Annotated in this window: 21 protein-coding genes; 13 read left to right on the forward strand and 8 right to left on the reverse strand. The window is 44.8% G+C overall.

Annotation, left to right across the window (positions count from 1 at the left end):
* Positions 1-53 precede the first annotated feature (53 nt).
* Positions 54-428: a hypothetical protein gene (locus AB4Z08_RS17300; RefSeq protein ID WP_441575017.1), complete on the forward strand. Its 375-nt coding sequence runs from the start codon at positions 54-56 to the stop codon at positions 426-428.
* A gap of 27 nt (positions 429-455) precedes the next feature.
* Here the strand turns inward: AB4Z08_RS17300 and AB4Z08_RS17305 are convergent, their stop codons facing one another.
* Positions 456-974: a peroxiredoxin gene (locus tag AB4Z08_RS17305; RefSeq protein ID WP_441575018.1), complete on the reverse strand. Its 519-nt coding sequence runs from the start codon at positions 972-974 to the stop codon at positions 456-458.
* A 203-nt stretch (positions 975-1,177) separates the two neighbouring features.
* Here AB4Z08_RS17305 and pyrR point away from each other — a divergent pair, with 203 nt between their 5' ends.
* Positions 1,178-1,708: a bifunctional pyr operon transcriptional regulator/uracil phosphoribosyltransferase PyrR gene (pyrR, locus tag AB4Z08_RS17310; protein WP_441575019.1), complete on the forward strand. Its 531-nt coding sequence runs from the start codon at positions 1,178-1,180 to the stop codon at positions 1,706-1,708.
* Between the two features lie 51 nt (positions 1,709-1,759).
* On the forward strand, positions 1,760-2,689 hold the full coding sequence (locus tag AB4Z08_RS17315) for an aspartate carbamoyltransferase catalytic subunit (protein ID WP_133809654.1): 930 nt from the start codon (positions 1,760-1,762) through the stop codon (positions 2,687-2,689).
* A gap of 174 nt (positions 2,690-2,863) precedes the next feature.
* On the opposite strand, the gene AB4Z08_RS17320 is transcribed toward AB4Z08_RS17315, so the two are convergent.
* The 3 genes from AB4Z08_RS17320 to AB4Z08_RS17330 form a co-directional block, all read right to left on the reverse strand.
* Positions 2,864-6,247, reverse strand: a complete 3,384-nt coding sequence (locus tag AB4Z08_RS17320; protein ID WP_441575020.1) for a SusC/RagA family TonB-linked outer membrane protein — start codon at positions 6,245-6,247, stop codon at positions 2,864-2,866.
* 21 nt (positions 6,248-6,268) lie between these two features.
* On the reverse strand, positions 6,269-7,249 hold the full coding sequence (locus AB4Z08_RS17325) for a FecR family protein (RefSeq protein WP_441575021.1): 981 nt from the start codon (positions 7,247-7,249) through the stop codon (positions 6,269-6,271).
* A 71-nt stretch (positions 7,250-7,320) separates the two neighbouring features.
* Positions 7,321-7,863 carry an RNA polymerase sigma-70 factor gene (locus tag AB4Z08_RS17330; protein WP_441575022.1) on the reverse strand — a complete coding sequence of 181 codons (543 nt, stop codon included), beginning with the start codon at positions 7,861-7,863 and terminating at the stop codon, positions 7,321-7,323.
* Between the two features lie 255 nt (positions 7,864-8,118).
* On the opposite strand from AB4Z08_RS17330, the gene AB4Z08_RS17335 reads away from it, so the two are divergent.
* From AB4Z08_RS17335 to AB4Z08_RS17375, 9 genes are all read left to right on the forward strand, one after another.
* Positions 8,119-8,673 (forward strand): carboxypeptidase-like regulatory domain-containing protein, encoded by a 555-nt coding sequence (locus tag AB4Z08_RS17335; protein WP_441575023.1) that lies wholly within the window; start codon positions 8,119-8,121, stop codon positions 8,671-8,673.
* 181 nt (positions 8,674-8,854) lie between these two features.
* Entirely contained in the window at positions 8,855-9,184 is a 330-nt protein-coding gene (locus AB4Z08_RS17340) for a DMT family protein (protein WP_106531455.1), read from the forward strand.
* A 147-nt stretch (positions 9,185-9,331) separates the two neighbouring features.
* Positions 9,332-9,898: an RNA polymerase sigma factor gene (locus AB4Z08_RS17345; protein WP_331967645.1), complete on the forward strand. Its 567-nt coding sequence runs from the start codon at positions 9,332-9,334 to the stop codon at positions 9,896-9,898.
* 108 nt (positions 9,899-10,006) lie between these two features.
* Positions 10,007-11,035: a FecR family protein gene (locus AB4Z08_RS17350; protein WP_441575024.1), complete on the forward strand. Its 1,029-nt coding sequence runs from the start codon at positions 10,007-10,009 to the stop codon at positions 11,033-11,035.
* Between the two features lie 220 nt (positions 11,036-11,255).
* On the forward strand, positions 11,256-14,498 hold the full coding sequence (locus AB4Z08_RS17355; RefSeq protein WP_441575025.1) for a SusC/RagA family TonB-linked outer membrane protein: 3,243 nt from the start codon (positions 11,256-11,258) through the stop codon (positions 14,496-14,498).
* A 7-nt stretch (positions 14,499-14,505) separates the two neighbouring features.
* Positions 14,506-15,951, forward strand: coding sequence for a RagB/SusD family nutrient uptake outer membrane protein (locus AB4Z08_RS17360; RefSeq protein ID WP_441575026.1), 1,446 nt, complete (start codon positions 14,506-14,508; stop codon positions 15,949-15,951).
* Between the two features lie 193 nt (positions 15,952-16,144).
* A complete protein-coding gene (locus AB4Z08_RS17365; protein ID WP_441575027.1) occupies positions 16,145-18,625 on the forward strand; it encodes a PIG-L family deacetylase in 2,481 nt (826 codons plus the stop codon).
* A 13-nt stretch (positions 18,626-18,638) separates the two neighbouring features.
* On the forward strand, positions 18,639-18,815 hold the full coding sequence (locus AB4Z08_RS17370) for a hypothetical protein (protein WP_441575028.1): 177 nt from the start codon (positions 18,639-18,641) through the stop codon (positions 18,813-18,815).
* A gap of 133 nt (positions 18,816-18,948) precedes the next feature.
* On the forward strand, positions 18,949-20,652 hold the full coding sequence (locus AB4Z08_RS17375) for a sodium:solute symporter (protein ID WP_441575029.1): 1,704 nt from the start codon (positions 18,949-18,951) through the stop codon (positions 20,650-20,652).
* A 112-nt stretch (positions 20,653-20,764) separates the two neighbouring features.
* Here the strand turns inward: AB4Z08_RS17375 and AB4Z08_RS17380 are convergent, their stop codons facing one another.
* Genes AB4Z08_RS17380 through AB4Z08_RS17395 form a run of 4 tightly spaced genes read right to left on the reverse strand, consistent with a single transcriptional unit; the run spans position 20,765 to position 24,327 of the window.
* The gene (locus AB4Z08_RS17380) at positions 20,765-21,352 is read right to left on the reverse strand and encodes an HAD family hydrolase (RefSeq protein ID WP_441575030.1); all 588 of its coding nucleotides are present in this window, start codon (positions 21,350-21,352) and stop codon (positions 20,765-20,767) included.
* Positions 21,349-22,080 carry an SDR family oxidoreductase gene (locus tag AB4Z08_RS17385; RefSeq protein WP_441575031.1) on the reverse strand — a complete coding sequence of 244 codons (732 nt, stop codon included), beginning with the start codon at positions 22,078-22,080 and terminating at the stop codon, positions 21,349-21,351. Before AB4Z08_RS17385 ends, AB4Z08_RS17380 begins: the two co-directional genes overlap by 4 nt.
* Before the next feature lie 28 nt (positions 22,081-22,108).
* On the reverse strand, positions 22,109-23,440 hold the full coding sequence (locus AB4Z08_RS17390; protein WP_441575032.1) for an FAD-binding oxidoreductase: 1,332 nt from the start codon (positions 23,438-23,440) through the stop codon (positions 22,109-22,111).
* Positions 23,440-24,327, reverse strand: a complete 888-nt coding sequence (locus AB4Z08_RS17395; protein WP_441575033.1) for a decaprenyl-phosphate phosphoribosyltransferase — start codon at positions 24,325-24,327, stop codon at positions 23,440-23,442. Before AB4Z08_RS17395 ends, AB4Z08_RS17390 begins: the two co-directional genes overlap by 1 nt.
* A gap of 108 nt (positions 24,328-24,435) precedes the next feature.
* On the opposite strand from AB4Z08_RS17395, the gene AB4Z08_RS17400 reads away from it, so the two are divergent.
* Positions 24,436-26,067, forward strand: a complete 1,632-nt coding sequence (locus AB4Z08_RS17400; RefSeq protein ID WP_441575034.1) for a hypothetical protein — start codon at positions 24,436-24,438, stop codon at positions 26,065-26,067.
* Positions 26,068-26,111: the final 44 nt, after the last annotated feature.

Genomic DNA, 26,111 nt, shown 5'->3' on the forward strand with positions numbered 1-26,111 from the left:
ATATCCATCGCCTTTTTTGTACCTTGCAGCCTCAATTGACAATCACGGAAACTATGCAGGCAGATATCATTAAAACATACTTCACTGAACATCATAAACAACGCCGGGTAGCGGATCTGGAACAACGGCTCCTTGCTGATGGTACCCCAAATCCGGAAGCCAGCATTGCTGCTGCCAAAGGATTTGATGAATATTTCAGCAAGCAAATGCGTACCACCGGTGTTAAAGCAGGTATCTTTCTCGTAGTTGCTTTCATCATGCTGATCCGCGTAATTACCCTTACCAACCGCGAAGAAGGCAGCTTTATGCAGGTATCCTTTTCCCTTGCCCTGGTAGCTTTTGCACTGGTGCGCGGATTGATATGGGGCATCCAGCTATTTGCGCTGAAAGAAGAGATCAGCACGTTTAAAGATTTAAGACGATTATAGTATCTCAACTTCCCGGATAGCCAGACACTATTGCATTTTCTGCAAGGCAGCCAGTGACTCCGTTACATGTTTTTCTCCATCGCGCATTGAATTAAACTCATGTACCACCACGCCTTTCTTATCTACGATATAAGTAACACGACCCGGAATCACAAAAGTTTTAGGCACACCAAATAATTTGCGTACTTCATTTTTAGTATCGCTCAACAGGGTGAAAGGAAGGTTATGATGCGTGGCAAAGCTTTTATGAGAGGCTACGTCATCAGAACTGATACCTATTACCATAGCACCGTATTTCTGAAAATCCTGGAAGGAATCACGGAACGAACAGGCTTCTTTGGTACATACGCTGGTTTCATCTTTTGGATAAAAATAAATGACCAGGGGCTGTTTACCCAGCACGGTATTGATATCAAAAGTTTTTCCATTCTGATCCTGTAAGGAGAAAGCGGGTATTTTATCTCCTGTTTTAATTTGCGCCTGGGAATCGGTGCCCCAGAGCTGGAAGAAAGCGGCCATAGCTATAATTGACTTAATAAGTTTCATATCTGAATATTGATACTGCTAAAGTACGAAGAGAAGGGGAGTCCGGCAGCTTCTTTTCTTACACTATCTGTTATCTTAAATTAATATATAATATAAAAATATTATCAAAAAGGAAATATTCCATTGTTTATCAGGCTTTTCTCATATTCAGCTTTTTATCTGTTGCATTTAATCATTATTTTTGGCGCCTAAAACGTTGTGTTTTGAAAACCATACTAAACGGCAAGCAGATGGCTATCACGATAGACAGGCTTTGTCACCAGTTGATAGAAAATCATTTACAGTTTGAACAAACCGTGCTGATTGGACTGCAGCCGAGGGGAATTTATTTAGCCGGCAGAATTCATCAGACCTTGTTGAAATTGGTACCAGGTGCGCATATCGACTACGGTAAACTGGATATTACCTTTTACCGGGACGACTTTAATCAAAGCAAAACGTTGCATGTACCCAGTGAAACGAGTATTGATTTTTCTGTAGAAAATAAAAAGGTGGTGTTGATAGATGATGTGTTGTACACAGGTCGCACGATCCGTTCTGCCCTGGATGCAATGCTGGATTTCGGCCGGCCGGCCTCTGTGGAGCTGCTTACGTTGATCGACAGACGTTTCAGCAGACAGCTGCCCATTCAGCCCGACTATACCGGACGTACCATTGATGCCCTCATTTCCCAGAAAGTAAGGGTATTATGGAACGAAAGAGATGGTAATGACGAAGTAATTCTAATTGACTAAAATGAATCCGGATTTCAGAATTCAGATTTCACCCTTTATATTTGCACATTAATGTCACTTTCTGTAAAACACTTACTCGGAATTCGCGATCTGCAGCGCCAGGATATAGAGCTTATTTTTCAAACAGCCGACCAGTTTAAGGAGGTTTTACAAAGGCCTATTAAAAAGGTTCCTACGCTACGCGATACAACAATTGTTAATTTATTTTTTGAGAATTCTACCCGCACACGCATCTCTTTTGAGTTAGCGGAAAAGCGTCTGGGTGCAGATACCGTTAATTTCTCTGCCTCCGGATCTTCTGTATCCAAAGGCGAAACGCTGATAGACACCGTCAATAACATCCTGTCCATGAAAGTGGATATGGTGGTGATGCGACACTCTGCCAGCGGTGCACCGCATTTCCTGGCCAAGCACATCAATGTGCCAATCCTCAATGCGGGCGATGGTATTAATGAACATCCCACGCAGGCATTGCTGGATGCTTTCTCTATCCGCGAAAGACTGGGTAGTGTAGAAGGCAAAAAGGTAGCCATCTGTGGCGATATCATGCACTCCAGGGTAGCCCTCTCCAACATCTACTGCCTCAAGAAACTGGGTGCAGAAGTAACCGTGGTAGGTCCGCCTACGCTGATCCCCAAATACATGGCTGCAGCACTTGGTGTAAACGTGAGCTACAATATTCGTGAAGCGTTGCAGTGGTGTGATGTAGCCAACGTACTGCGTATTCAGCTGGAAAGACAAAACACGCCTTTATTCTCTTCCCTCCGGGAATACTCTCTCGCTTACGGTGTAAACCGGCAGCTGCTGGATAGCCTGAATAAAGAGATTGTCATTATGCACCCCGGACCTATTAACCGTGGCGTGGAAATAAATTCTGATGTGGCAGACTCTGGTCAGTCCATCATTCTGGACCAGGTAGAAAACGGCGTGGCGATTCGTATGGCGGCGTTGTATTTACTGGCAGGTAAGAAGACCGAATAGTATTTTGTCTTTGTCCAGGATTATACTGATTACACTGATTTCTATTTTTTGATTATAAAAGATGAGGGGAGACATAAGCGATTATCTGCTTATATTTCCCCTCATCTTTTATTTTTATAAATCAAAATAGAAATCAGTGTAATCAGTATAATCCTGGACAAAGACAATATCCGCTTAAAAACTTACCCCCAGTCCAATCGTATAGGAACGAAAAAACGGATATACATTCCCGTTATATCCGCCAGCCTGTTCCGGATCATAATATTTTATTTTCATCCTCGTCGTTTCCCATAAGTCCTGCCCTGAGAAATAAATACGCAAACTGCTCACGCGGATTTTCTGTAGCCACTCTTTCGGTATAGTATAGCCCAATTGCAGGTTTTTAAGCCTGATATAAGCCCCATTCATTACCCAGTGAGAAGATGGCACCGTATTGTGCTGATCGTTGAGGTATAAGCGTGGAAAGAGGGCATTAGGATGTTCCGGCGTCCAATAGTCCTGGTTAATATCCCAGGGTTGCTGCGATGTACCGGTAAACGGTATATTATAACGGGGATCCGGCATTACTTTGCGGTTAGACACCCCCTGGAAGAAAACAGAAAAATCAAATCCTTTCCAGGCAAACCCGGCATCTATACCATAGGAAAACTGAGGATCCGTACTTCCCAGATATACCAGGTCGGCGTTATCTATTTTGTTATCGCCGTTGATATCTTTATAACGGAGGTCACCGGGACCCGTTTGCGCACTCTGGTAGGCATGCTGCTGCACTTCGCCGGCTGTCTGGAAATAACCATCGGACTGGTAACCAAACAGTGAGGAGTAAGGATAACCTGCTATACCCTGGTTCCAGCCTGCCTGAGGGACAACGTTGTCATTACGCAATACTTTATTCTGGCTGTTAAACAAATTGGCATTGATATACCAGGTAAAGGGGCCACGATCATCTCTCCAGCCTGCATTAATTTCCCAGCCCCAGGTTTTCATTTCTCCCCGGTGGAAGGCTATTGGCCACGCACCTTGTGTAGAGGCAGTCAGCACCGGGATTTGCATATCCCTGTTTCGTTTAACAAAATAATCTGCTGCCAATGTTAACCGGCCACGGAAAAGTGTGGCATCCCATCCGTAGTTATTTGTAGAGATATTTTCCCAGCCATGTGCCTGTATAACCGGATTCTTATAAACGAATGGAAGCATACGCCAGGAGTCATTAAAAGTAAAGGTCTGTAACCGCTCGTCATTAGGAATGCTGTTCCAGCTGTTCACATTACCCAACCTGCCCCAGGACCATCTCAGTTTAAACTCGTTAAAAAAGGGAAACGCACGGTTAAACCAGGTTTCATTATTTAAGCGCCATCCCGCAGAAAAAGAAGGGAATGCCTGCCATTGTTTACCACCCTGAAAGGAGGTACTGTATTGCGTTAAACGGGCACCTATCAGGTTTGCTTCGAGCAGGTAACGGTTATCGTAATTGTAATTCAGCTTACCGAAGAAAGATTGCAGAGAACCGGTGGCGGCTAATAACTGCGTATATTCGGGCGCGTTAGTAAAATTATTATTGTTGATATCGGCTGGTGCCACATTGTACGAAGCATCCGTATGCTGTGTTGTTTTATAGGTCTCCTGTGTATAGCCTCCCAACAGATGAATATTGTGTTTTTCTTTTTTAACATCATAGTCGGCCAACACCTGCAGGTTACCTCCTTTGGCTACCAGCCTGCTTTTCTGAAGCAGGTTATTGGGTTGTACCAGGAAAGCTGTGTCTACACGATTCCATAAAGCAATCGTATTTCTTCCCAGATTATCCTGCAGTGTATGTTGCTGCGGGCTATAAATAACCCGAAGGGTAAGGCCTTTGGCCAAACTATCGGCCCGCAGGGTAAATACGGCATCGGCGTAATTATTCTTTTCGTCCCGCTCGCCACCATCTTCCAGTACGGGGTAGGTAGGTGCTGCGCCGTAGGCATAATGATTAGTATTGGGTACGTATACCGGTACATTACCCGGTCCACGGTAAAGCCCGGCCAGTAAGCCTTTGGGACCTTCTACCGCCTGCGAGGGAGAAAAGGTATTTGTTTGTGCATAAGACAAACGTGTTTCCAGACTGAAGTGTTTATTGAAACGATTATTCATGCTTGCGCGTGCATTCACGCGGTGGGTTCTGTCGGGGCCAACAGCGAAAAGTCCTTGTCTGCCGAAATACCCTACAGATGCGGCAAACTGGTTGGAGCTATCACCTCCTTTAACCGACACATTATAATTCTGCACGGCCGTTTTACTTTTTGTGAGCACAGGTATCGGATCAAAATTATAGTAGTATTTATAGTTATCCGGATGCTGGTAATCTATTGCATAATGGTTGCCGGACTGCATCAGTGCAATTTCAGCGGGATCCCAGGGGGCGGACTCGCCGGCGTTTACAGCGGCTTCGTTTTGCATGGTGGCGGCTTTCCAGGATGGCAAGCGGTTAGGTAAACGAATAGGTGTTTCAAATCCGGCGAGGGTATTGAAATCAACTTTGAGTTTACCGGGTTTGCCGGTACGGGTGGTCACCAGCACTACGCCACCAGCGCCGCGCGCGCCATATATGGAGGCAGCGGAAGCATCTTTCAGGATAGACACTGATTCAATGTCATCCGGATTTAATACCGCCAGGGAGCCAGGTACACCGTCTACTATAATAGGCGTATTGCCGGAAGCGGAGCTGACACCTCTTACCTGGATATTGAATCCTTCACGTCCGGGTTGTCCGTTGCTGCGGGTCACTACCAGGCCAGTGGCGGTACCTTGTAAAGCAGCCATTACGTTGGCTACGGGTCTGCTTCTGAGGCGTACACCATCTACCTGTGCAATGGAGCCGGTGATATTGGCCCGTTTTTGTAAGCCGTATCCCAATACGACCAACTCATTGAGTTTTCGAAGATCGGGTTGCAGGAGGACGGAAATATTTCTGCGTTCACGGACATAAATTTCTTTTGTTTCAAAGCCGATCAGGGATACTTGCAACGCGGCCTGGCCATTGACGACATCCAGTTTAAAGGTACCATTCTCTGTGGTGGCTGTGCCATTGGTGCTGCCTTTCTCCCGGATAGATACTCCGCTCAGTGGTTGCATACCATCGCTGACAGTGCCCGTAATAGTCCATTTGTTACTGTCGGGATTTCTATTATTTGGTGGCGTGATGTCTAATGCGGTAGTATTAAGCGGGATGACGATGATCTGCCCGTCTTTTATTTCCACTTTATATTTGGTAGAAGGGAAGATACTGGGTAGTACTTCCTGCAAGGTGGCATTGTGCACATGTAAGCTAACGCCGTGGCGGGTTTCCAGCTCTTCTGAGGATATAGCAAAAGTATATTTGGTTTGTTTTTCTATTTCCCGGATCACCGTTTTGAGACTGGCATTGCTAAACTGCAGGGAAATTCTTTTGGGTTGGGCAACAGGATTTTGAGCCATAGCTACAGCATTGGCCAATACCAGGATAACAACGAAAATAAAATCAGGCACGCACCCAAACCTGGTATTGGAGCAACGCGCCTGTAGCAATAAATGCTGCATAAGCAAGAGGTCAGGCGCGTATTAGTAGATGTCTACCAGGTCGTTTTTATGCGTAATATTAATTTGGAGGGTTTTTCTCATAATGTCCAGTACCTCATCCAGCGACATATTAGGGAAGGTAGCCAGCAGTTTTTTATCAGCCAGTTGCTGATTGCTGATCTTTATCTGCACATTATAAAAATCTTCCAATGACGCCGCAACTTCATTCAGCGGGGTATCATCGAAGGTCAGGGTCCGGGTTTTCCACGCCAGGATGTTATTATTCTTTTTGTGTATGCGGGTGTCAATTGTATTGCCATTATGCTTCAGAGAGGCTTCTACACCAGGGGTGAGAATAACTTTTTTCTCTGTGCCTTTGTAGGCAGCACTTACTTTTCCGGACTGCACGAATACTTTTACGCCACTGTTGGCGGCTTTCACGTTAAAGGCGGTACCCAATACCTGTACTTCTACTTCAGGGGCATTTACAATGAAGGGGAGGGCATCATTCTTTGTCACATCAAAGAACGCTTCTCCCTTATCTATTTTAATCAGTCTGTTTTCTTTTCCAAATCCGCGCGCATAGCGTATCTGTGTATGTGCGTTCAGGTACATCATAGAACCGTCCGGCAGGCGCAGGCTATCCTGTTGCTGTGTGGTAGCATATGTTTTATAACCGCCGGGTCCGAGCCAGGTCCATGTGCCGGCAATGACCAGTACAGCAGCGGCTGCCCACCAGTATCGGCGGTTCATTTTAATGACACGGGTGTTGGTGATAGCCGGAGATGTAGTCGGTACCGGCACCTTGTCCAGTGTGGCATTGAGCTCCTGCCATTTTCCATGTGTATCGAAAGTGGAGGGAGCAGGGAGCGGATCACCATGCCACATCGCTTTCATATCCAGGAAAATATCCAGGTTACCAGCATCCTGTTGAATCCATTCGTTGAGCAGTTTTTTGGACTGCTCATTTTCCGGATCCTCCAGGTAACGGACTACTATATCTATGTCAGTTTGATTATTCATGGCTACTTATTAGTAATACAACCAGGGAACGTTATACCATTAAGCGGTACAAAAAAAAATTTTGGCTGGGATCATGATTTATTAATCAGATCCACCCGTAATCGTTTTAAAGCTGTGGTAAGATGGGCGTATACCGTATTAATAGAGATGTTTAATTGTTCTGCGATTTCGGCCGGTGACAATCCTTTAAGACGGCTCATTTCAAAAACGCGGCGACATTGATCCGGTAATTTCTCAAGTGCGGTGCGATATTGTGCTTCCAGTTCTTTATGTTCCAGCAGGGAGTGATTATTTGCCGCCTGGTTGGCATGGAGCATTTGTTCTTTGGTGTACACTTCCTGGCGTTGTTCTTTTTTTATACGGTTTAAACAGGTGTTCACCGTAGCTCTCGCCAGGTAATGATTAATAGGGGCTCTTTCATCCAGATTTTCCGCACCTTTCCACAAATTGAGGAAAACATCCTGTACCATATCGTTAGCATCATCTTCATTCTTCACATACCTCACGGCAATATTATACATAGAAGGGGCGAACTGTTTATAAACAGCTTCAAATACATCTTTATTTCTGCTCCGGATGCCTTTTACTATTTCGTCATTACTCAATTGCAACATGCTTTTGATCTTTTGTATTTGTTTCCGTAGTGCGAAGATAATTTTTAAAATTACTAATTACGAACGCTTACCTGTTTACCGCCCCGTATTCTTTTTTTCACTTTAACATTTCTTTGACTAATGGTAAGTGAATATCTGGATGTATTGTTATTATACGGCAGCCAACGATGAGGGCATATATCAAAAACCATGCACATCTATCAGGGCCGGATAAAAGTCATCATTAAATATTAACCATACAAAAAATTGAATGCCATGAAAAAATCAATTGTAGGAATGCTCGCATTAGCAACAATGGTAGTAGGAATGTCCGCTTTTAAAAGTGCAGACGTAGCCGCAGTAAAGTCTGTTGACAGCACCGCCGCAATGGTGGATTCAATCGCAGGCGTAGACTCTCTTGTTCGCCTGGACTCCATGAAAGTTTATGGACTCGATTCTTTGCAAAGTGTAGATTCTTTACAAAGTCTTGACTCCTTAAAAGGTACAGACTCATTAATGAGATTTGATTCTTTACAGCGTGTAGATTCTTTACAGGGTCTCGATTCACTGAAAAGTGTTGCCGTAGAAGGTGGTTCTATCACCGGTAAAATTACACCCGCTGACGGTGCTGCTGAAGTAGAAGCCGTAAATGGTGCAGATAAGCTGAAAGGTGCTATCTCCCAGGGTGCATTTACCATCCCTGCTGCAAAAGCCGGTGCTTATACTATTACCATTCTCGGTAAAAGCCCATATAAAAATGCCGTGATTAAAGATGTAAAAGTAGAAGACGGAAAGGCTACAGATCTGGGCGAAATTAAACTGGAGCAATAGTCTGAATTAAAATTGAAATAGCAACCAACAACACAACATCATTCAATGTGGAAACCCATTTTGTTTGATCCAGGGGGACCCGATACGGTCCCTCTTTTTTTTGTCCTATCATAAAATTTGAAAATGATTTTTGGGATCTTGCCCAGACGCCTATATATTAGATGCTGATAAAAATCGATTCATGCGCACCATCATCCTTCTCACCATTTCCAATACTTTTATGACTTTTGCCTGGTATGGCCATCTCAAACACCAGGACGTAGCCCTCTGGAAGGTGATCCTCATCAGCTGGGGCATTGCTTTTTTTGAATACTGCTTCATGGTTCCGGCCAACCGCTATGGCGCCCAGGAAGGATTCAGCGGCTTCCAGCTGAAAACGATACAGGAAGTCATTACCCTCACCGTTTTCAGCATTTTTGCCGTCACCTTTCTGAAAGAACCCCTCCGCTGGAACTACCTGGTGTCTTTTTTCTTCCTGATAGGAGCGGTTTACTTTATGTTTAAAAAATAGGGTGGAGAAATGACTGCCATCTTAACGCAGTAGAGTCCGCTATATTAGCCAGACGATATATTACACAAAAAAAGATGTAAAACAATATTAATTTAATATTAATCCGTATTATCTTTAGGGATCAACTTTCAACCAAAAACGAAATCATTGAGGGAAGAAGCTAATATACAGCTACTGGTGGAACGGGTGGCATCCTTAGGGGATGAGCAGGCTTACAAAGCGTTGTTCAGGTTGTTTTACAAGCCATTGAGTCAGTTTGCCTATTCCATTATCAAATCCTGGGAGTCTGCAGAAGAAATCGCATCAGACGTATTTATGAACGTCTGGAATCACAGGGAGCGGTTACTTCAGGTAGAGAACCTCCGGGTATACCTCTATGTTTCCACTAAAAATATTGCCCTCAACTATCTCAATAAAGCCGCGCGTACCCAACATTTCAGTCTGGACGAACTGGCCGTGGATTTCAGCGTAAGCTACGCTACTCCGGAACAGATTTTCATTTCGGGTGAAATGGTTAAAAGAATAGAAGCGGCTGTGAATGCCCTCCCTCCAAAAAGGAAAATGATCTTTAAGCTCATCCGGGAAGATGGTCTGAAGTATAAAGAGGTAGCCCAAATCCTCGATATCTCTGTGAATACCATTGATGTACACATGGCCCAGGCCCTCAAAAAGATCAGCGAAGTCATTAACCTCTCCTTTATCAAAACAAAATAATTTTAATTTTTTTTTAGATGGAGTAGTAGATTTTCAAAATTTACTTGTCCTTCTATATAATCATGCTTTTGTATCATACACATGGAACAGGAAAGAATATGGCTTTTGATGGGAAGAAAGGTATCGGGCGAAGCCACGATGGGAGAGCTGCGTGAGCTGGAAGAGCTGTTGCGGAAGGATCCGGACCTGAGATATAAACTTTCCGTTTTAAGCAGCTGGCCGCAACCAGCCAATAGTGAAGAATGGGATCATAAAATAGACAATGCCCTGGAAAGGCATCTTCATAAAATGGAGATGACGCTTCCATCGGCAGAACTGCCTGTGAAAAGAGAAGGCAGAAATATCCGTAAAGTCGTATCTCTATTATCGGTACTGGTACTGTTACTGGGAAGCTATTGCGTTTACCTGCTGGCAAACAAAGCCCCGCTGAAAGGCGACAAGAAGGCGATGGCCGCTATTTTTACCCGGGATGGTTCCCGCTCTAAGGCGCAACTACCGGATGGGACAGAAGTATGGCTCAATGGAGGCAGCCGTTTAACCTATAATCCTGATATGAACAACCTGGACGACCGGGAAGTGACGCTGGAAGGAGAAGCCTTTTTTGATGTTGCAAAGAATGCCGGAAAACCATTTTATATCCATACCACTAAAATGGGCATAAAAGTATTGGGCACTTCTTTTAACGTCAAAGCCTATACGCAGGATCAGACAACGGAAGCTACCCTTATCACAGGTGCGGTGGAAGTAACCCTGAATGATGGGCTGGAACGGAACGTGAAATTGCTGCCGAATCAAAAAATTATTCTGCAGCACAGCAATGGAAACAAGTTATCCAAACCCAACCTGGTAGCAGGTTATAAAGTAGAAACGATCCGCAGTAATCAACCCGATAGCATGGTGGTGGAAACTGCCTGGCGTGATAATTTCCTCATATTTGATAACGATAAGTTCGAAGATATTGCCCTTAAAATGGAACGCTGGTATGGAATTAAAATACATCTCGGTGACAGGTTAAAGAACTACCATTTTACCGGCACATTTAAAGATGAGTCGTTTCCGGAAGTACTGGAAGCGCTGAAGGTTACAACAACATTTCATTGCCGGATAGTGAGTAATGAAGTATTTATTACCCAATAAGGGGTTGAAAAAAAACTAAAAATCGATACCTCTCATATAAAAAAAGGGCAAATGCTGCAAACATTTACCCCCTTTGTTGAGATCAAACGGCAGTTAGCTTCACTTGGCAATGTAGTCCTGTCGTAGTTTTATGACCTTTTACAACCTAAATGTATGGAAAAAATTCATACATTATGCAATCCTTTTGCGTCTAAAAACATTGGGAAAAGTTGTACTGATAATGAAACTGGTGTCCTTTATTATTCTTATTACCTGTTTGCAAATAGCAGGAGATGCCTTCGGTCAACAGGACCGTCGCATCTCTATCAAAGCTGAATCATTGCCATTGACCAAGCTGCTAAAGCTGATTGAAAAGAAAAGCGGTTACCGTTTTGTGTACCGCAATGATTTGATCCCGGCTAACAGCAAGGTCTCTATCGATGTAAGTAATGCTTTGACAGAAGATATTTTACGAAAGATATTGAAGAATACCGGTCTCACTTTTAAGCAGCTTTCTGCTAACCTGGTCGCCATAGCGCCGGAAGACAAAGTGATCACAGGGATCAATATCAACGGAACGGTAACAGATGTTTTCGGACATCCGCTGCCAGGTGTGAGTTTGCGTATTGCGGGCCTTAACAAAGGCACCACTACAGATGAGAATGGTCTATTCCATATGGAAGTACCTTCTTTCTCTACATTGATTTGTTCATTCATAGGTTATGAAGAACAAAAAGTGCAGGTAAGTAACAATACCCACTTCAACATTGTGCTGAAAGACGATTCCAAAGGATTGAATGAAGTGGTGGTAGTCGCTTATAGTGTGCAAACAAGAAGTTCTTTGACAGGATCAGCTACTATGGTAAATGCTTCATTGTATGATAAAGCACCCCGTAGCAGCTTCCAGGAAAGCTTACAAGGCAATGTAACCGGCTTACAATCTACCAACGGTTCCGGTCAACCCGGTTCCGTACCGAGTATTCATATTCGTGGTATAGGTTCCATTACAGCAGGTAGCTCGCCGCTCTACGTAGTAGACGGCGTACCCGTAGTAACGGACAATCTTACAGATTACAATGTTAATTCCCTGGCAGGAATCAACAGCGCAGATATCGCCTCCATCTCTATTTTAAAAGATGCCGCATCTGCTTCGATTTATGGCTCCCGCGCTGCCAACGGGGTAATTTTAATTACCACCAAAACTGGTAGCCAGGGCAGAACAAAGATCAGCGCCTCCATACAAAGAGGTAGCAACCAACTCACTATTCCGCAGGCCAACTATCCGCTCAATACAAAAGAGATGATGGAGCTGTTGCGGGAAGGTTGGATCAACAAGGCAGATGGGACCGGAGAAGCAGGCTTCCAGCAGGAAATCCGCGCACGTGGCGTGGATACTACTGTAAATACCAACTGGATGGATGTGCTGACCCGCCATGGAAGCTATACACAGGCGAATCTATCTGCCGCAGGCGGAAGTAATAAAACAAAATTTTACGTCTCCGGAGGGTTATATGATTCTAAATCAGCCCTGAAAGGAGTGGACTATAAACGTATGACAGGTAAGCTGAATCTGAGTAACCAGGTCACCAACCGTTTATCGTTTGATGTAAACCTGTCTTTATCCTACCAGCGTGCAAATGCAGTAGCGGATATGGGACTCATGGGAAACCCAGTACGTTCATTAGTCCGGATACAGCCCTGGCTGAAGGTTTACAACAATGATGGCAGCTATGATTTTAGTTATAATAATAGCTTTAACCCGGTAGCTGTAATGAATGGGAACTCCCGGACAGGCAGCACATATGGCTTGCTGGGAGGCGCCGCCGCTAAATATTCATTTACAGATTTCCTTTCGTTTGAAACAAAGATCAGCCTTGACCTGAACTATGCCCGCAGCAATTTATTTTTTGCACCGGGCTTTGCAGACGGCAGAAATACCAATGGCTGGGTATCGGTAAATAATAGTTTATGGAACAACTGGGTATCTACTAATATCCTGCGCTTCAGCAGACGCTGGGGTTACCACGGCATCAGTACTTTCATTGGTTATGAGGCACAAAAAACCACCAACACCGGCAACGCTTCCGAGGCATCTAACCTGCTTCCGGGAATGGAATCACTGGCGGATGCATCAAAACCGGAAAAAGTAACTTCCGTGTCTAATGCCAATTCTTTAACAGGCGTGTTCCTGAACAACAGCTACGATTACAAACAAAAATATTATTTCACAGCCTCTATCAGAAGAGACGCCTCTTCCCGGTTTGGCAGTCAAAAGAGAAGCGCCGCATTCTGGTCATTGGGAACTGCCTGGAATATTTACAGGGAGCCCTTTTTGCAGAATATTTCAGGCATCAACGAATTAAAGATAAGAGCCAGCTACGGCAGCAACGGAAACCAGGCTATTGACAACTATGCATCTTTATCACTGTATAGTCCCGGTAATGATTATAATGGGAAACCGGGGTACGTGCTCACGCAATACCCCAATTCTTTCCTTACCTGGGAACAGAACAGGCCATTCAACTTAGGACTCGATTTCGCGGTGTTGAAGAATCGCTTATCAGGTACCATTGAATACTATAACAGAACTACCTCACGGTTACTGTTGAATGTACCGGTATCTTCTTCTAATGGCATTACCACCGTTTTCAGGAATAACGGAGAGATGAAAAACAGCGGTATGGAGATAGCACTTTCTTCCCGCAATATCATCGCTAAAAATGAACATGAATTTTCATGGCGTACAGATGCTAATTTCTCTACGCTGAAAAATACAATTACCAGGCTGGATAATCAGATTACCTATCTTAACTACAGAAGAGAAGTAGGCAGAGATTTTTACCAGTTTTACCTGGTTGGATTTGCAGGAGCTGATCTGCAAACCGGAGAAGCGCTCTGGTATAAGGATGCTTCTAAAACCAGCACCACTAAGTCTTATGGCGAAGCACAACGATTTTATCAGGGGAGTGCCTTACCCAAATTTTATGGTGGTATCACCAACTATTTCAGCTACAAAGGTTTTGAACTGAGCTTCCAGTTCTTCTATAACTGGGGTAATAAAGTGTTCGATAACTGGGGCCCCTTCACAGAATCAGATGGTAGCGGCGGATTTGGCGGCGGCTCAAAAATGTCTCGTCTTACTTACGAAAATCGCTGGCAACATCCCGGAGATATCACCTCCGTTCCAAAAGTAGTATTTGGTGGCACACAGTCGGGGCTTAGTAACCAGGTGTCTTCCCGCTTCCTCTACGATGGCAGCTTTATCCGCCTCAGAGATGTGATGCTGGCCTACAGCCTGCCACAAACCTGGCTGAAGAAAGCCAGTATCAACGAAGTGAAAGTATATGTACGCGGTAATAATTTATGGACGTACGTAAAAGATAAGCGTCTCACAATGGATCCGGAAGTACCGGTAACAGGGGATTACGATCAAAGACCACCAGTATTCAAAACATTTTTGGTAGGACTGGATGTAAATTTTTAAAGTATTCATGCAGAAGAAATATACATATGGTATCATGCTACTGCTGACAGGTTTGTTAGGCGCCTGTAGCAAAGACTTTCTGGAATTAAAACCGGACCAGTCTACCGAAACAGGTCGTGCTATCAAAGATCTTCCCGGTCTGCAGGCAGCCATCAGCGGTGTGTATTCGCTGATGCAGAGTGCCAACTATTATGGACGAACCATGCCACTGCTCCCGGATCTGAGGGCTGATAATAGTTTTGTCAGTGTGATCAACACCAACCGCTATCGCAATCAGGACCAGTATATCGTTACCGCTAATGACGTGTATACTACAGACTCCTGGAATCAATTATACAGTGTGGTAGCGAACGCGAATATGGTTATTTCGAAAGGACCATCTATTTCACTGTTACCATCAGCAGCAGATAGCATCGAAGCAAAACAGATAGTGGCAGAGGCATATGCGATAAGGGCGCAGGTATTTTTTGATCTGTCCCGCATGTATGCACAGCCCTATAATTTTACGGCAAATGCCTCACATATGGGGATTCCCATTGTAACGATTACCAATGTAGACTCTGTGCAGTCGCCTTCCCGCAGTAGTATGAAAGATACTTATGCGCAGATTATCAACGACCTGAGAACCGCTATCCGGAAATTTGAAGAAAGTCACAGTACTGCTTTCTCCTCAGCAAGACTTAATGTGTATTCTGCAAAAGCACTGTTGGCGAGGGTATTATTGTACAAAGAGGATTGGGAGGACGCGGAGGCACTGGCCAATACAGTGATCAAAAGCAATAAATATTCGCTGCTGACAGGCGACAAACTGGTCAGTGATTTTAAAATTACAGGCAACAGCGAAACGATTTTTGAAATTATCAATACCCCGGTAGACAATCCCGGCACAGATGGGCTGGGCTATATGTTCAACCAGGACGGCTATGGAGATGTACTGGCAACAAATAATGTATTTAATATTTATACTTCCGGCGATGTACGGCGGAATTTTCTGCAGAAAAGTAAACGCGCTGGCAATGGCGGAGAAAACCCCGCCAATGTCATTTCGAAATACAGTGATGTCAGCACTTTCTCAGAAGGAATAAAAGTGATGCGGCTGGCAGAATTGTACCTGATCCGTGCGGAAGCACTGGCTCACCTTGGAAAAGCACCGGAAGCGCAGGCTGATCTGAATGTAGTGGCACAACGTGCCGATCGCAATGCCTTACCGGTAACTGTTACCGGGCAAGCACTCCTGGACGCTATCCTGTTGGAAAGACGCAAGGAGCTTGCTTTTGAAGGACATCGCCTATTTGATTTAATACGAACAAAACGATCATTCACCAAATATCTGGCGAGTGACAAAACAATACAAGTGGCCTGGCCCAGTACCAAAGTGATACTGCCCATCCCACAGAGAGAACTGGATGCTAACCCCAATATTCGCAACCAGCAGAACGAAGGGTACAATTAAATCTAAACCGCCTTTGTTAATAATTGGTTTTTGCTTTAAGCTGGTTGGTTTTTGCTTATGAAGAAAGAAAGTCCCGGTGGTCCAACCGGGACTTTTATTTTTTAGCCATGATTTCCGCCACTCAACCAATTTATCCTTTCCTGCCACCAATTAATTACTACTTTTGGCAATCTGTAAATTCACGTACCACCAAATGTTTATAAGACGTTACACCGCCCTGGTTATAATTTTATTGACAGCAATGGGTTTGCCTGCTATGGCACAACCTTCTCCCGTATGGAATGCTGCTGACATTAAACTTCAACTGAAAAAGCTGGATACGCTCGGTAGCGTATTGTATATTGCCGCCCATCCCGATGACGAAAATACTCGTCTGTTAGGCTACCTGGCGAAAGAGAAATTGTACCGTACCGGCTACCTGTCTCTGACCCGTGGTGATGGCGGGCAAAATCTCGTTGGCAACGAACAGTCCGAATTGCTGGGATTGATCCGCACACAGGAACTGCTGGCCGCCCGCCGCATCGATGGGGCGGAGCAGTTCTTTACCCGCGCACAGGACTTTGGCTTCTCTAAAAATCCGCAGGAAACATTTACTATCTGGGAACGGGAGAAGATTTTGGGAGATGTAGTATATATGATCCGCAAATTTCAACCGGACGTGATCATCTGCCGTTTCCCGGCGGATAGCCGTGCCGGTCACGGTCATCATACTGCCTCGGCTATGCTCGCGGAAGAAGCTTACACCGCCGCCGCAGATCCCAAACGCTTTCCGGAACAACTCACCCTGGTGAAACCCTGGCAGGCCAAACGCATCCTGTGGAATACCTTTAACTTCGGCAATGTCAACACCACAGCAGACGACCAGTTCAAAATGGACGTAGGTACCTTTAACCCATTGCTGGGTAAAGGCTTCGGGGAAATAGCCGCCGAAAGCCGCTCCCAGCACAAAAGCCAGGGATTTGGCGTTCCGGCTTCCCGCGGCAGCTCCCAGGAATATTTTCTCACGATAAAAGGAAATACGCCTAAAAACAGCCTGCTCGATGATGTAAATACCAGCTGGTCAAGGATTCCGGGTGGAAGCAAAGTAGGAGCGCTGGTGGATGCTGCACTCGCAGCCTACAACATGGAAGATCCTACCGCCTCTGTTCCTGCATTGCTGGAAATACGCCGCGCTATCCAGTCCCTGCCCGACGGCTACTGGCGCAATCTGAAGCTCAAAGAAACAGAACAACTCATATATGCCTGCGCAGGTTTGTGGGCAGAAGCCTATAGCACTTCACCCACTGTAGTGCCGGGCAATAACATGGAAGCTACTGTACAACTGATCAACAGAGGCAATGTTAAAGTAACCCTGCAACAGATCGACCTGCCGGGCAAACCTAACGCCTCCGGTAAACAGGACCTGGCATTCAATAAATTTACCAGCATTTCCCAAACCCTGCCTGTGCCGGCTAATACACCGGAATCACAGCCCTACTGGCTGGCGGATGCACATCCCGTAGGCATGTACATCATTAAAGATCCTTTACTGGTGGGCAATCCGGAAAATATACCCGCGCTGCAGGCACAAATTCACCTGCGCATCGGTGACCAAGACTTTACCATCAGCCGCCCACTGCAATACAAATACACCGATCCGGTTAAAGGAGAGATCTACCAGCCGCTGGTCATTGCACCTCCGGTAGTAGCTGACCTCAACAGCCAGGTATATATATTTACCGATACCAGGCCTCAATCTGTACCCGTGAAAATAAAAGCAATGGCGGATAATGTGAAAGGTACTGTACATCTGCAATTACCTGCCGGCTTCACTGCCGCCAACAACAGCATTGCCTATACGCTTGCTCAAAAAGGCGATGAAGTAGAGCTTCGTTTTAATATTAATCCTGTTAAGGGAGTGAGTGATAATCACGTAGATACGTTCACGGTAGTAATGGAGTGTAACGGTAAAGAATACACGCAGAGCCTACAACAGATTCGCTACGATCATATTCCGCTCATTACTTTATTCCCTGCAGCACAGGCCCGGCTGGTATCCGTGAACCTGAAACATAACGGTAACCGCCTGGGATATATTCCAGGCGCCGGTGATATGGTGGCAGCTTCGCTTCGCCAGGTAGGTTACGATGTAACTGAACTGGGGGAAAAAGATATCATGAGTGGTAACCTGCAGCAATATGATGCGATTATTGCCGGTGTGCGTGCATATAACGTAAACGCACGTATGAAATACTGGCAACCAAGGCTGATGGAGTACGTAAACAAAGGCGGCAAGCTGATTATCCAGTATAATGTAAACGGGCCATTGGTCATCAATGATATGGGACCTTATCCATTCGGGCTTTCCCGTGACAGGGTTACAGATGAAAATGCCCCTGTGCATTTCATCAACCCAAAAGACCCCGTATTCCATTATCCCAATGAAATTACCACCGCTGATTTCAATGGCTGGGTTCAGGAAAGGGGGTTATATTACACGGTAAACGCTGATAAGGCTTATGATAAGCTCTTTACCATGAATGATAAAGGAGAATCTGCACTGGATGGTTCTACATTGGTGGCACATTATGGTAAAGGAAGCTATGTATATACCGGCCTATCATTTTTCAGGCAGCTGCCTGCTGGTGTACCAGGTGCATACCGGTTATTTGTAAACCTGATTTCTGTAAAATAGGGATTGAACGAAAATGAGCAATAAACACCAACAACATCGGCCCAGATTGAGAATAGCGGCTATCTTCTGTATAATACTCGGCTTGCTGATAGGCTTTTCTATCAAACGGGTACAGGTAGGTTTAGTGATAGGGATTGCGCTGGGGCTGTTGACAGGAAGTATGTGGAGTAAAAGTAATTCAAACGATTAACGTCTATGGCAGCTGACAACCTGCACGAAGAGAAACCACCGATTTTTCCTACATGGAATTATTGGTACGTATTGGTAATAGCCTGGTTGGTATTACTGATTGTACTCTTCTACTTATTCACCAAAACCTTTTCATGAGCCCTTTAGATTGGATTGTACTGATAAGTACACTCACAATAATTATATTTTATGGCGTCTGGAAAAGCCGTGGCCAGCGAAACATGGAAAGCTATTTCCTGGATAACCAGTCTATGCCCTGGTATATTGTACTGCTATCTATTATTGGTACCCAGGCCAGCGCTATTACCTTCATATCTGCACCAGGCCAGGCTTATACAGATGGGATGCGGTTTGTCCAGTATTATTTCGGGTTGCCTTTGGCCATGGTTGTGTTATGTATCACTTTTGTCCCCATCTTTCACCGGCTAAAAGTGTATACTGCTTACGAATTCCTGGAAAAGCGGTTTGACCTGAAAACACGTACGCTGACATCCTCGCTCTTTCTGATACAACGTGGTTTATCTACCGGTATCAGTATTTGCGCACCCTCCATTATCTTATCTTCTTTGCTCGGCTGGAATCTTTACTGGACAAATATGATTATGGGTGGATTGCTCATTATCTATACTGTAGTGGGAGGCACCAGGGCTGTAGCCTATACGCAAACCTTTCAGCTGGTGATCATTTTCGGGGGCATGTTTCTCGCAGGCTGGATGGTAGTACACCTGCTGCCGGAAAATATCGGTTTCAAACAGGCATTACAGGTATCCGGAAAAATGGATAAACTGAATGTGATTGTTACAAAGTTCAACTGGAAAGACAAATACAATATATGGAGTGGGATCATCGGGGGATTTTTTCTCGCGTTGTCTTACTTTGGTACGGACCAGTCGCAGGTAGGTCGCTACCTGACTGCCAAATCAGTGAAGGAAAGCAGGTTGGGATTGCTGATGAACGGCCTGGTGAAAGTACCTATGCAGTTTCTGATCCTGTTGATTGGCGCCCTGGTGTTTGTGTTTTATCTGTACTTCAAAGCGCCGATCTTCTTTAATGAAGCGCAGTTGGCCAGAGTACATAAAACTGAACAGGGGCCGGCACTGGTAAAGCTCGAGGATAAATACAGTGAGTTGGGACAGCTGAAGCAGCAGCAGGTAAGACAATTGGCTGTTGCACTGGAAACAGACAACAGTGCACAGGTGGCCATCGCCAAAAAGGCCTTGCAACAAACCGATGATAAATCGCAACAGATAAGAACAGAGGCGTTGTCGCTGATCAAAGCATCTGATCCTACTGCTGATACGAACGATACCAATTATATATTCCTGCATTTTGTGGTGAACAGTTTGCCGAAAGGACTGGTAGGTTTACTTATTGCCATTATCTTCCTGGCCGCCTGGGGGAGTATCGCTGCTGCACTGAATTCGCTGGCTTCCACCACGGTAATTGACGTGTACAAGCGTTTGTATAATGAGCATGCCTCAGAAGATCACTATCTCAAAATGTCTAAACTCTGGACCTTGATATGGGGAGTGTTTTGTATTGTGGTAGCGCAGTTTGCAGGCAGCCTGGGTAGTTTGATAGAAGTGGTAAACGTGCTGGGATCCTGGTTTTATGGAGTTACCCTGGGTATTTTCATGGTAGCTTTCTACTTAAAGAAGGTAGGAGGAACCGCTACTTTCTGGTCAGCTATCATTGCGGAAGTCGCGGTGTTGGTTATTTACTGGACGGGCAGCGTTTCATTTCTGTGGCTCAATGCCATTGGGTGCTTGCTGGTGGTTATACTGGCATTGCTCTTTCATTATGTTTTTCCGCCTGCGGCGAGAGAGGAACCGATTTAGCTGTTAGCAGTTAGCTTTTAGCTTTTAGCAAAATGCAGCGGAGATAGACATATTATGTTCTCTGCTGCATTTTGCTAAAAGCTAAAAGCTAACTGCTAACAGCTAAATCAGCTTATCGAAAGGGCTTAAAATGGGCATATTGCGCCAGTGCCAGCATAGGGCGATCACCTTCACTATCGCCGTAGGCGTATATTTCTCCGAAGTTTTCCAGCCGGTATGCATGACGGATGCGATTTACCTTTTCTTCTCCATTACAGTTGATACCCTGGATCTTACCTGTGATCTGTTTGTTTTTCACTTCCAGTCGGGTACCCAGACATACAATGTTTTCCTTCCGGCACCAGGGCGCTACCCAGTCCTGCGCAGAGGCAGTGACAACCACTACATGATGTCCCTGTTGCTGATGTTTTCGTATAGCCGTTAACGCAAGGGGCCGGATAAGGGAAGGCAAACGTTCCCGGCAAAAGTCTTCGCAGCCTGCGGCAAAATCCGAGGCAGACATCTCTCCAAAAAAATAATCCAACACCTGTTCCTTCATTTCCTGTGCCGGCGTCATTTTTAATTTGAACCGCAGCAATGCCGGCAACAGTTGTACCATACCGGCATACATGGCAGCCCTGCCTCTGTGGAAACGGATGATTTCCCAGAGGGTGTCCCTGTTGGTAATGGTACCGTCAAAGTCAAAAAAGGCAATCGTCACAGTGAAAGTTTTTTGAAAATACCTTCTGGTATTAATTTGATAATGAGCATAATATATTTCCAATGCCACTTTACATACAACACATTTTTCCTTTTCTTCATCGCATTAAATACAGCGTCCGCTACAGCTTCCGGCTGTACGGTGAGCAGGGGAGGAAGTGTCAGATGCTGTGTCATCCGGGTATTTACAAAGCCTGGTTGTACACTCATCACGTGTACGCCAGTACGAAAAAGTCGGTTACGCAGTCCGCTGAGGTAAGCAGTAAAACCGGCTTTCGCGCTACCATATATATAGTTGCTTTGCCGGCCTCTTTCACCTGCTACAGAGCTGATACCTATAATGATACCCTGCTTTTTTTCCGCATAGCTTTCTGCCACTACATTTAATATGGAGACAGCACCGGTATAATTGGTATTGATAATAGCAGCAGCTTCCGCCCAGTTGTGTTGGGCCTTCTCCTGATCACCCAGGTAACCAAATACACAAATGGTAATATCTGGCTGAGCCGTCAGACTGGTATAGAAACCAGCATGAGAGTTAAAGTCGTTGGCATCAAATGTATGCGCAGTGGCAGTAATGCCATAGCGTACCTGCAGATCCTGTTGCTGCGGCTGTAGCGCAGCCATCTGACGACCCGCTAATTGAATATCATATTTCTCGGACGCAAATTTTCTGGCAATGGCTACTGCCATGTCCGAACCTGCGCCTAGTATTAAAACTGTTGGCATGAGAGGTGTTTGGTTAATCAGAGGAAAACTATTTTATCAATGACAATCTTTCGGATTGCAGCGATTCAAACCGGGCCTCGCTGTTGTACTGTTTTACAATATCAGCAAACCTGCCCGCATTCGGATAGCTGTTCCAATATATTTCGGGCTTCATCCTGGCATCTTTAGACAGGTATAAGCGACCACCATATTGCAGTACAATTTCATCCAGTTCATCCAGGAATTCAAAGAGTCCTTTGCGGATAGGGAAGTCTAACGCCAGTGTATAGCCCTCCATCGGAAAGGAAATAAGACTATCCTGTTTGCCAAATACTTTGAGTACAGCCAGAAAAGATCCCCAGCCTTTATCGCTGATCCTTTTAAGAATAGCTATCAGACCCTCTTTTTGTTCCAGAGACACTACAAACTGATACTGTACGAATCCAGCTTTGCCATAACCGCGGTTCCAGTGCAGGATGGCGTCCAGCGGATAGAAGAAGGGCTCATAAGGGATTACCTTATGCATCACCTTTTTATAATTCTTCCCGTAGTATAACCAGTTGAAAGCCTTCACAGTAAAAGTATTCAATGCGAAGGAAGGCAGGTTAAAGGGGAGCGTCAGTTTTCGTTTAGCCGGGAGGGTGAGTGGTGCTTTCTTTTGCTGTTCGCTCAGTTCTTCCGGGGTGGCATGTTCGCCTACTATCAGGATACTCCGGCCAAAGGAATCACCTTTCTGCAGACAATCAATCCAGGCCATGGAGTAGGTGTAGTGTTTATATTCGTCAAACAGGCGAATTACTTCTTCCAGGTTCCTGGCTTTCAGCTGCGTTTGTTTGATGTAGGCGGTTTCCACTTTTTTAAGACTGAATTTTACCCGGGTAATTACCCCGGTCAGGCCCATGCCGCCACAGGTAGCCCAGAACAAATCATCATGGGTGCCTGCTGCACAGCAGATCGTTTCACCGGAGGCGGTTAATACGTCCATATCAATGATATGGCCGGAGAAGGCGCCATCAACATGGTGATTTTTACCATGTACATCGGAAGCTACGGCGCCACCAACAGTAATATACTTGGTACCGGGTGTAACAGGTAAAAACCATCCTTTAGGGACAATGATATCGAGGATCTGGTCCAGTGTTACGCCAGCTTGCAAATCAATAATGCCATTTGTCGCGTCGAAAGAAAGCATCTTATCATACTTCAGCATGGAAATGCTATGCTGGCCTAAAGAGGCATCACCATAACACCGACCGTTGCCTCTGGCAATCATGTGGGAGTGAGCTACCACATATTTGCGGAGTTGATCTTCCTGTGTAAATACGCTTTCTTCACTGGCAACAGCGGGGTAGTTTCCCCAGTTCGCTAACCGTTTTTGCATTATTCAAAAAATGTTTTATCTGTCGGTAAATAAATTAATACATAAAAACTAAGTACCCACAGGAGTATGGTCAATTGAATAAAACGGTCTTTATATAGGATTTTAGTGGGAGAACCTGTATTGTTCTCCACGTAGGTTACTTGCAAATATCGTAATAATCCGCCAATTACAAAGAGGGTGGTGTAATATAGCCGGTAAGTATGAAACCTGGTCTGGGTTTCAGGCGAAATGGTATACATTAGATAACATACGATGATCACTGCAGACACCAATGCCAGCATTACATTCAGAAAATCCATATTGTATCCGCTGACGGCCTTCCTCATTTCTTTCCCGGAATCCAGTTTAATCAGGATGTCATCTCTGCGTTTCGCTATCGCCATAAAAAGTGCCAGCAGGAAGATCATAATCATCAACCACTCAGACATGGCTACATCGGCTGCAACACCACCTGATTTTACCCGTAACACAAATCCGGTAGACAGGATCATGATGTCCAGTATAGATATATTCTTTAAGCCGAAGCAATAGAGCAGATTGAGTACGAAGTAAATACCCAGCACAAATGCGAACTTGACACCCAGGAAAGTGGCAATGCCAGCTCCACCCAGCACACATAATGCAAAAAGGATAAGGGCTGTTGGTTTGGATATGGCGCCGGAAGCCAGCGGGCGTTTACATTTAACGGGATGCTGTTTATCCGCTTCAATATCTTTGTAGTCATTAATAATATAAATGCTGCTCGCAATGAGGCTGAAGGCAATAAAGCCTATCAATAAATGCAGCAACTTGGCAGTGTTGAATATTTCTCCTGCAAAAAAAAGTGGAATAAACAGGAATGCATTTTTTACCCAATGTTTTGGTCTAAGTAATTTGATGTATTTCATGGGGAACTAAAAAGTTGATTCTGACGGGTCAAGATACAATTTATTCGATTACTTTTGCCCCCATTCATATTAGCGGATTATTACAATTACAGCAAATCCCAATCTTCTATGTCAATTTATTCCCTGAAAGGTCGCAAGTGGACCATTACCGAAAGTCTGATTATTGTCTTGCTGGCGCTCGTGCCATTATTTGTTACATTTCCATACCGTGTGAATATTTTCCTTTCCTGGGAAGGAGCTTATCGTATCTCCTCAGGTCAGATTCCCTTCAAGGATTTTGGATCGCCATTGGGTTATGGATTCTGGATCATCCCTGCACTCTTCTTTAAAATTTTCGGGCCGGAGATGGTTTCCCTTGTCAAAGCTCAGGTACTTATTAATATAATGGCAGGTTTTGCTTTTCGTTCCATCCTGAAAAGTTTGGACATACGGCCGGGAATCAGGTTGCTCTCATTGTTGGTGTTTGTATTGTCTTATTCCTTTTTCAATTTCTGGCCCTGGTATAATCATACCGTGATCGTGTTTGAGCTGATAGGGATCAGTTTCCTGTTTAAATCTTTCTTTTCGGATAACCGTACCCGTAGTTACCTATGGATGGCGGCAGCGGCGCTTTTTATCTTCCTGTCCGTTTTTACCAAACAAGACGGAGGAGGCATGGCCTTTATGCTTTGCCTGTTGTTCCTGGCGTATAACTGTTACCAGACCCGCCGCTGGGTGGACTTCCCCATCTTCATTGGGATGTTTGGACTGGTAGCGGTATTCTTTATTGTTCCACTGATGCCAGGATTCGGCTATTGGTTTAATCACGGACAACCTCCTCATAGCTCACGGTTAGCCCTAAACGATTTTACGGATGAAATTTTCGGAAGCTCCAATTGGATCAAAGCATATGTGGTGTTGGTGGTGTTTTGTATTGTTGCCAAAGTGAAACAATGGAATACCTGGTTACAACAACGCCGGGAAGTATTATTTGTTTTACTGACATTGGGTATTTTAGGAGAGGCGGCTATTTTCCAGGTAACCAGCTACACTCCGCCAGACAATAACATCTTTTTTCACAGTTTCGCTTTTGCTTTCGTGGCCACTTATTTATGTGAGCTGCTGCATGTATATGTAGACAGTCCCAGGTCATTGCTGATAGGTACTTTGCTGGTGCTGTTCTGGTGGTCAGGTACCTGGTGGAAGTATATCGGACGTTTTACTGACCGTCTTTTCCCCGCACAGGAAATGGTGGATGCCCATAATCCGAATCATGAGAATGTAGTAAACAGGCGAAACTATATGATCAATGAAGACACAACAGATGTTCCTGTTTCATCCTGGATATTTTCAGATCTGAAGCCTTTCCGTAAAATATATATGCCACCTTCCACTGTAAAAGGGATGGATCGGATCATGGCCTTACCTGTAGTAAAGGACAATAAGTCAGATTTAAAGGTGCTGAATATGTCCGAGTTGACGCCTTTAGCAGTAGTTATTCCTTACAAACCAGAAACGGGACCGGACTGTCCGTTGTGGTATCATTTGGGAGTAGGGATGTTCAACAGGCAGTTGGCGATCTATAAACAGAAGGTACAGGATCATCATTATGACATCATTTTATTTGAATACGCACCAGGCCTAAATAACTTTTTCCCTTTTGCATTGAGAGATGAATTGAAGTTGCATTACCACCAGGTAGATAGTTTTCTTGCACCAAGAAGACCTACAAATGCAATTATTGAAGTATATATAAAATAAATTATGTATCTTTAACAGACATTTCCTGAATCAGGGAACATTTT

It is taken from the genome of Chitinophaga sp. RAB17 (assembly GCF_052114225.1).
Taxonomy (GTDB): Bacteria; Bacteroidota; Bacteroidia; order Chitinophagales; family Chitinophagaceae; genus Chitinophaga.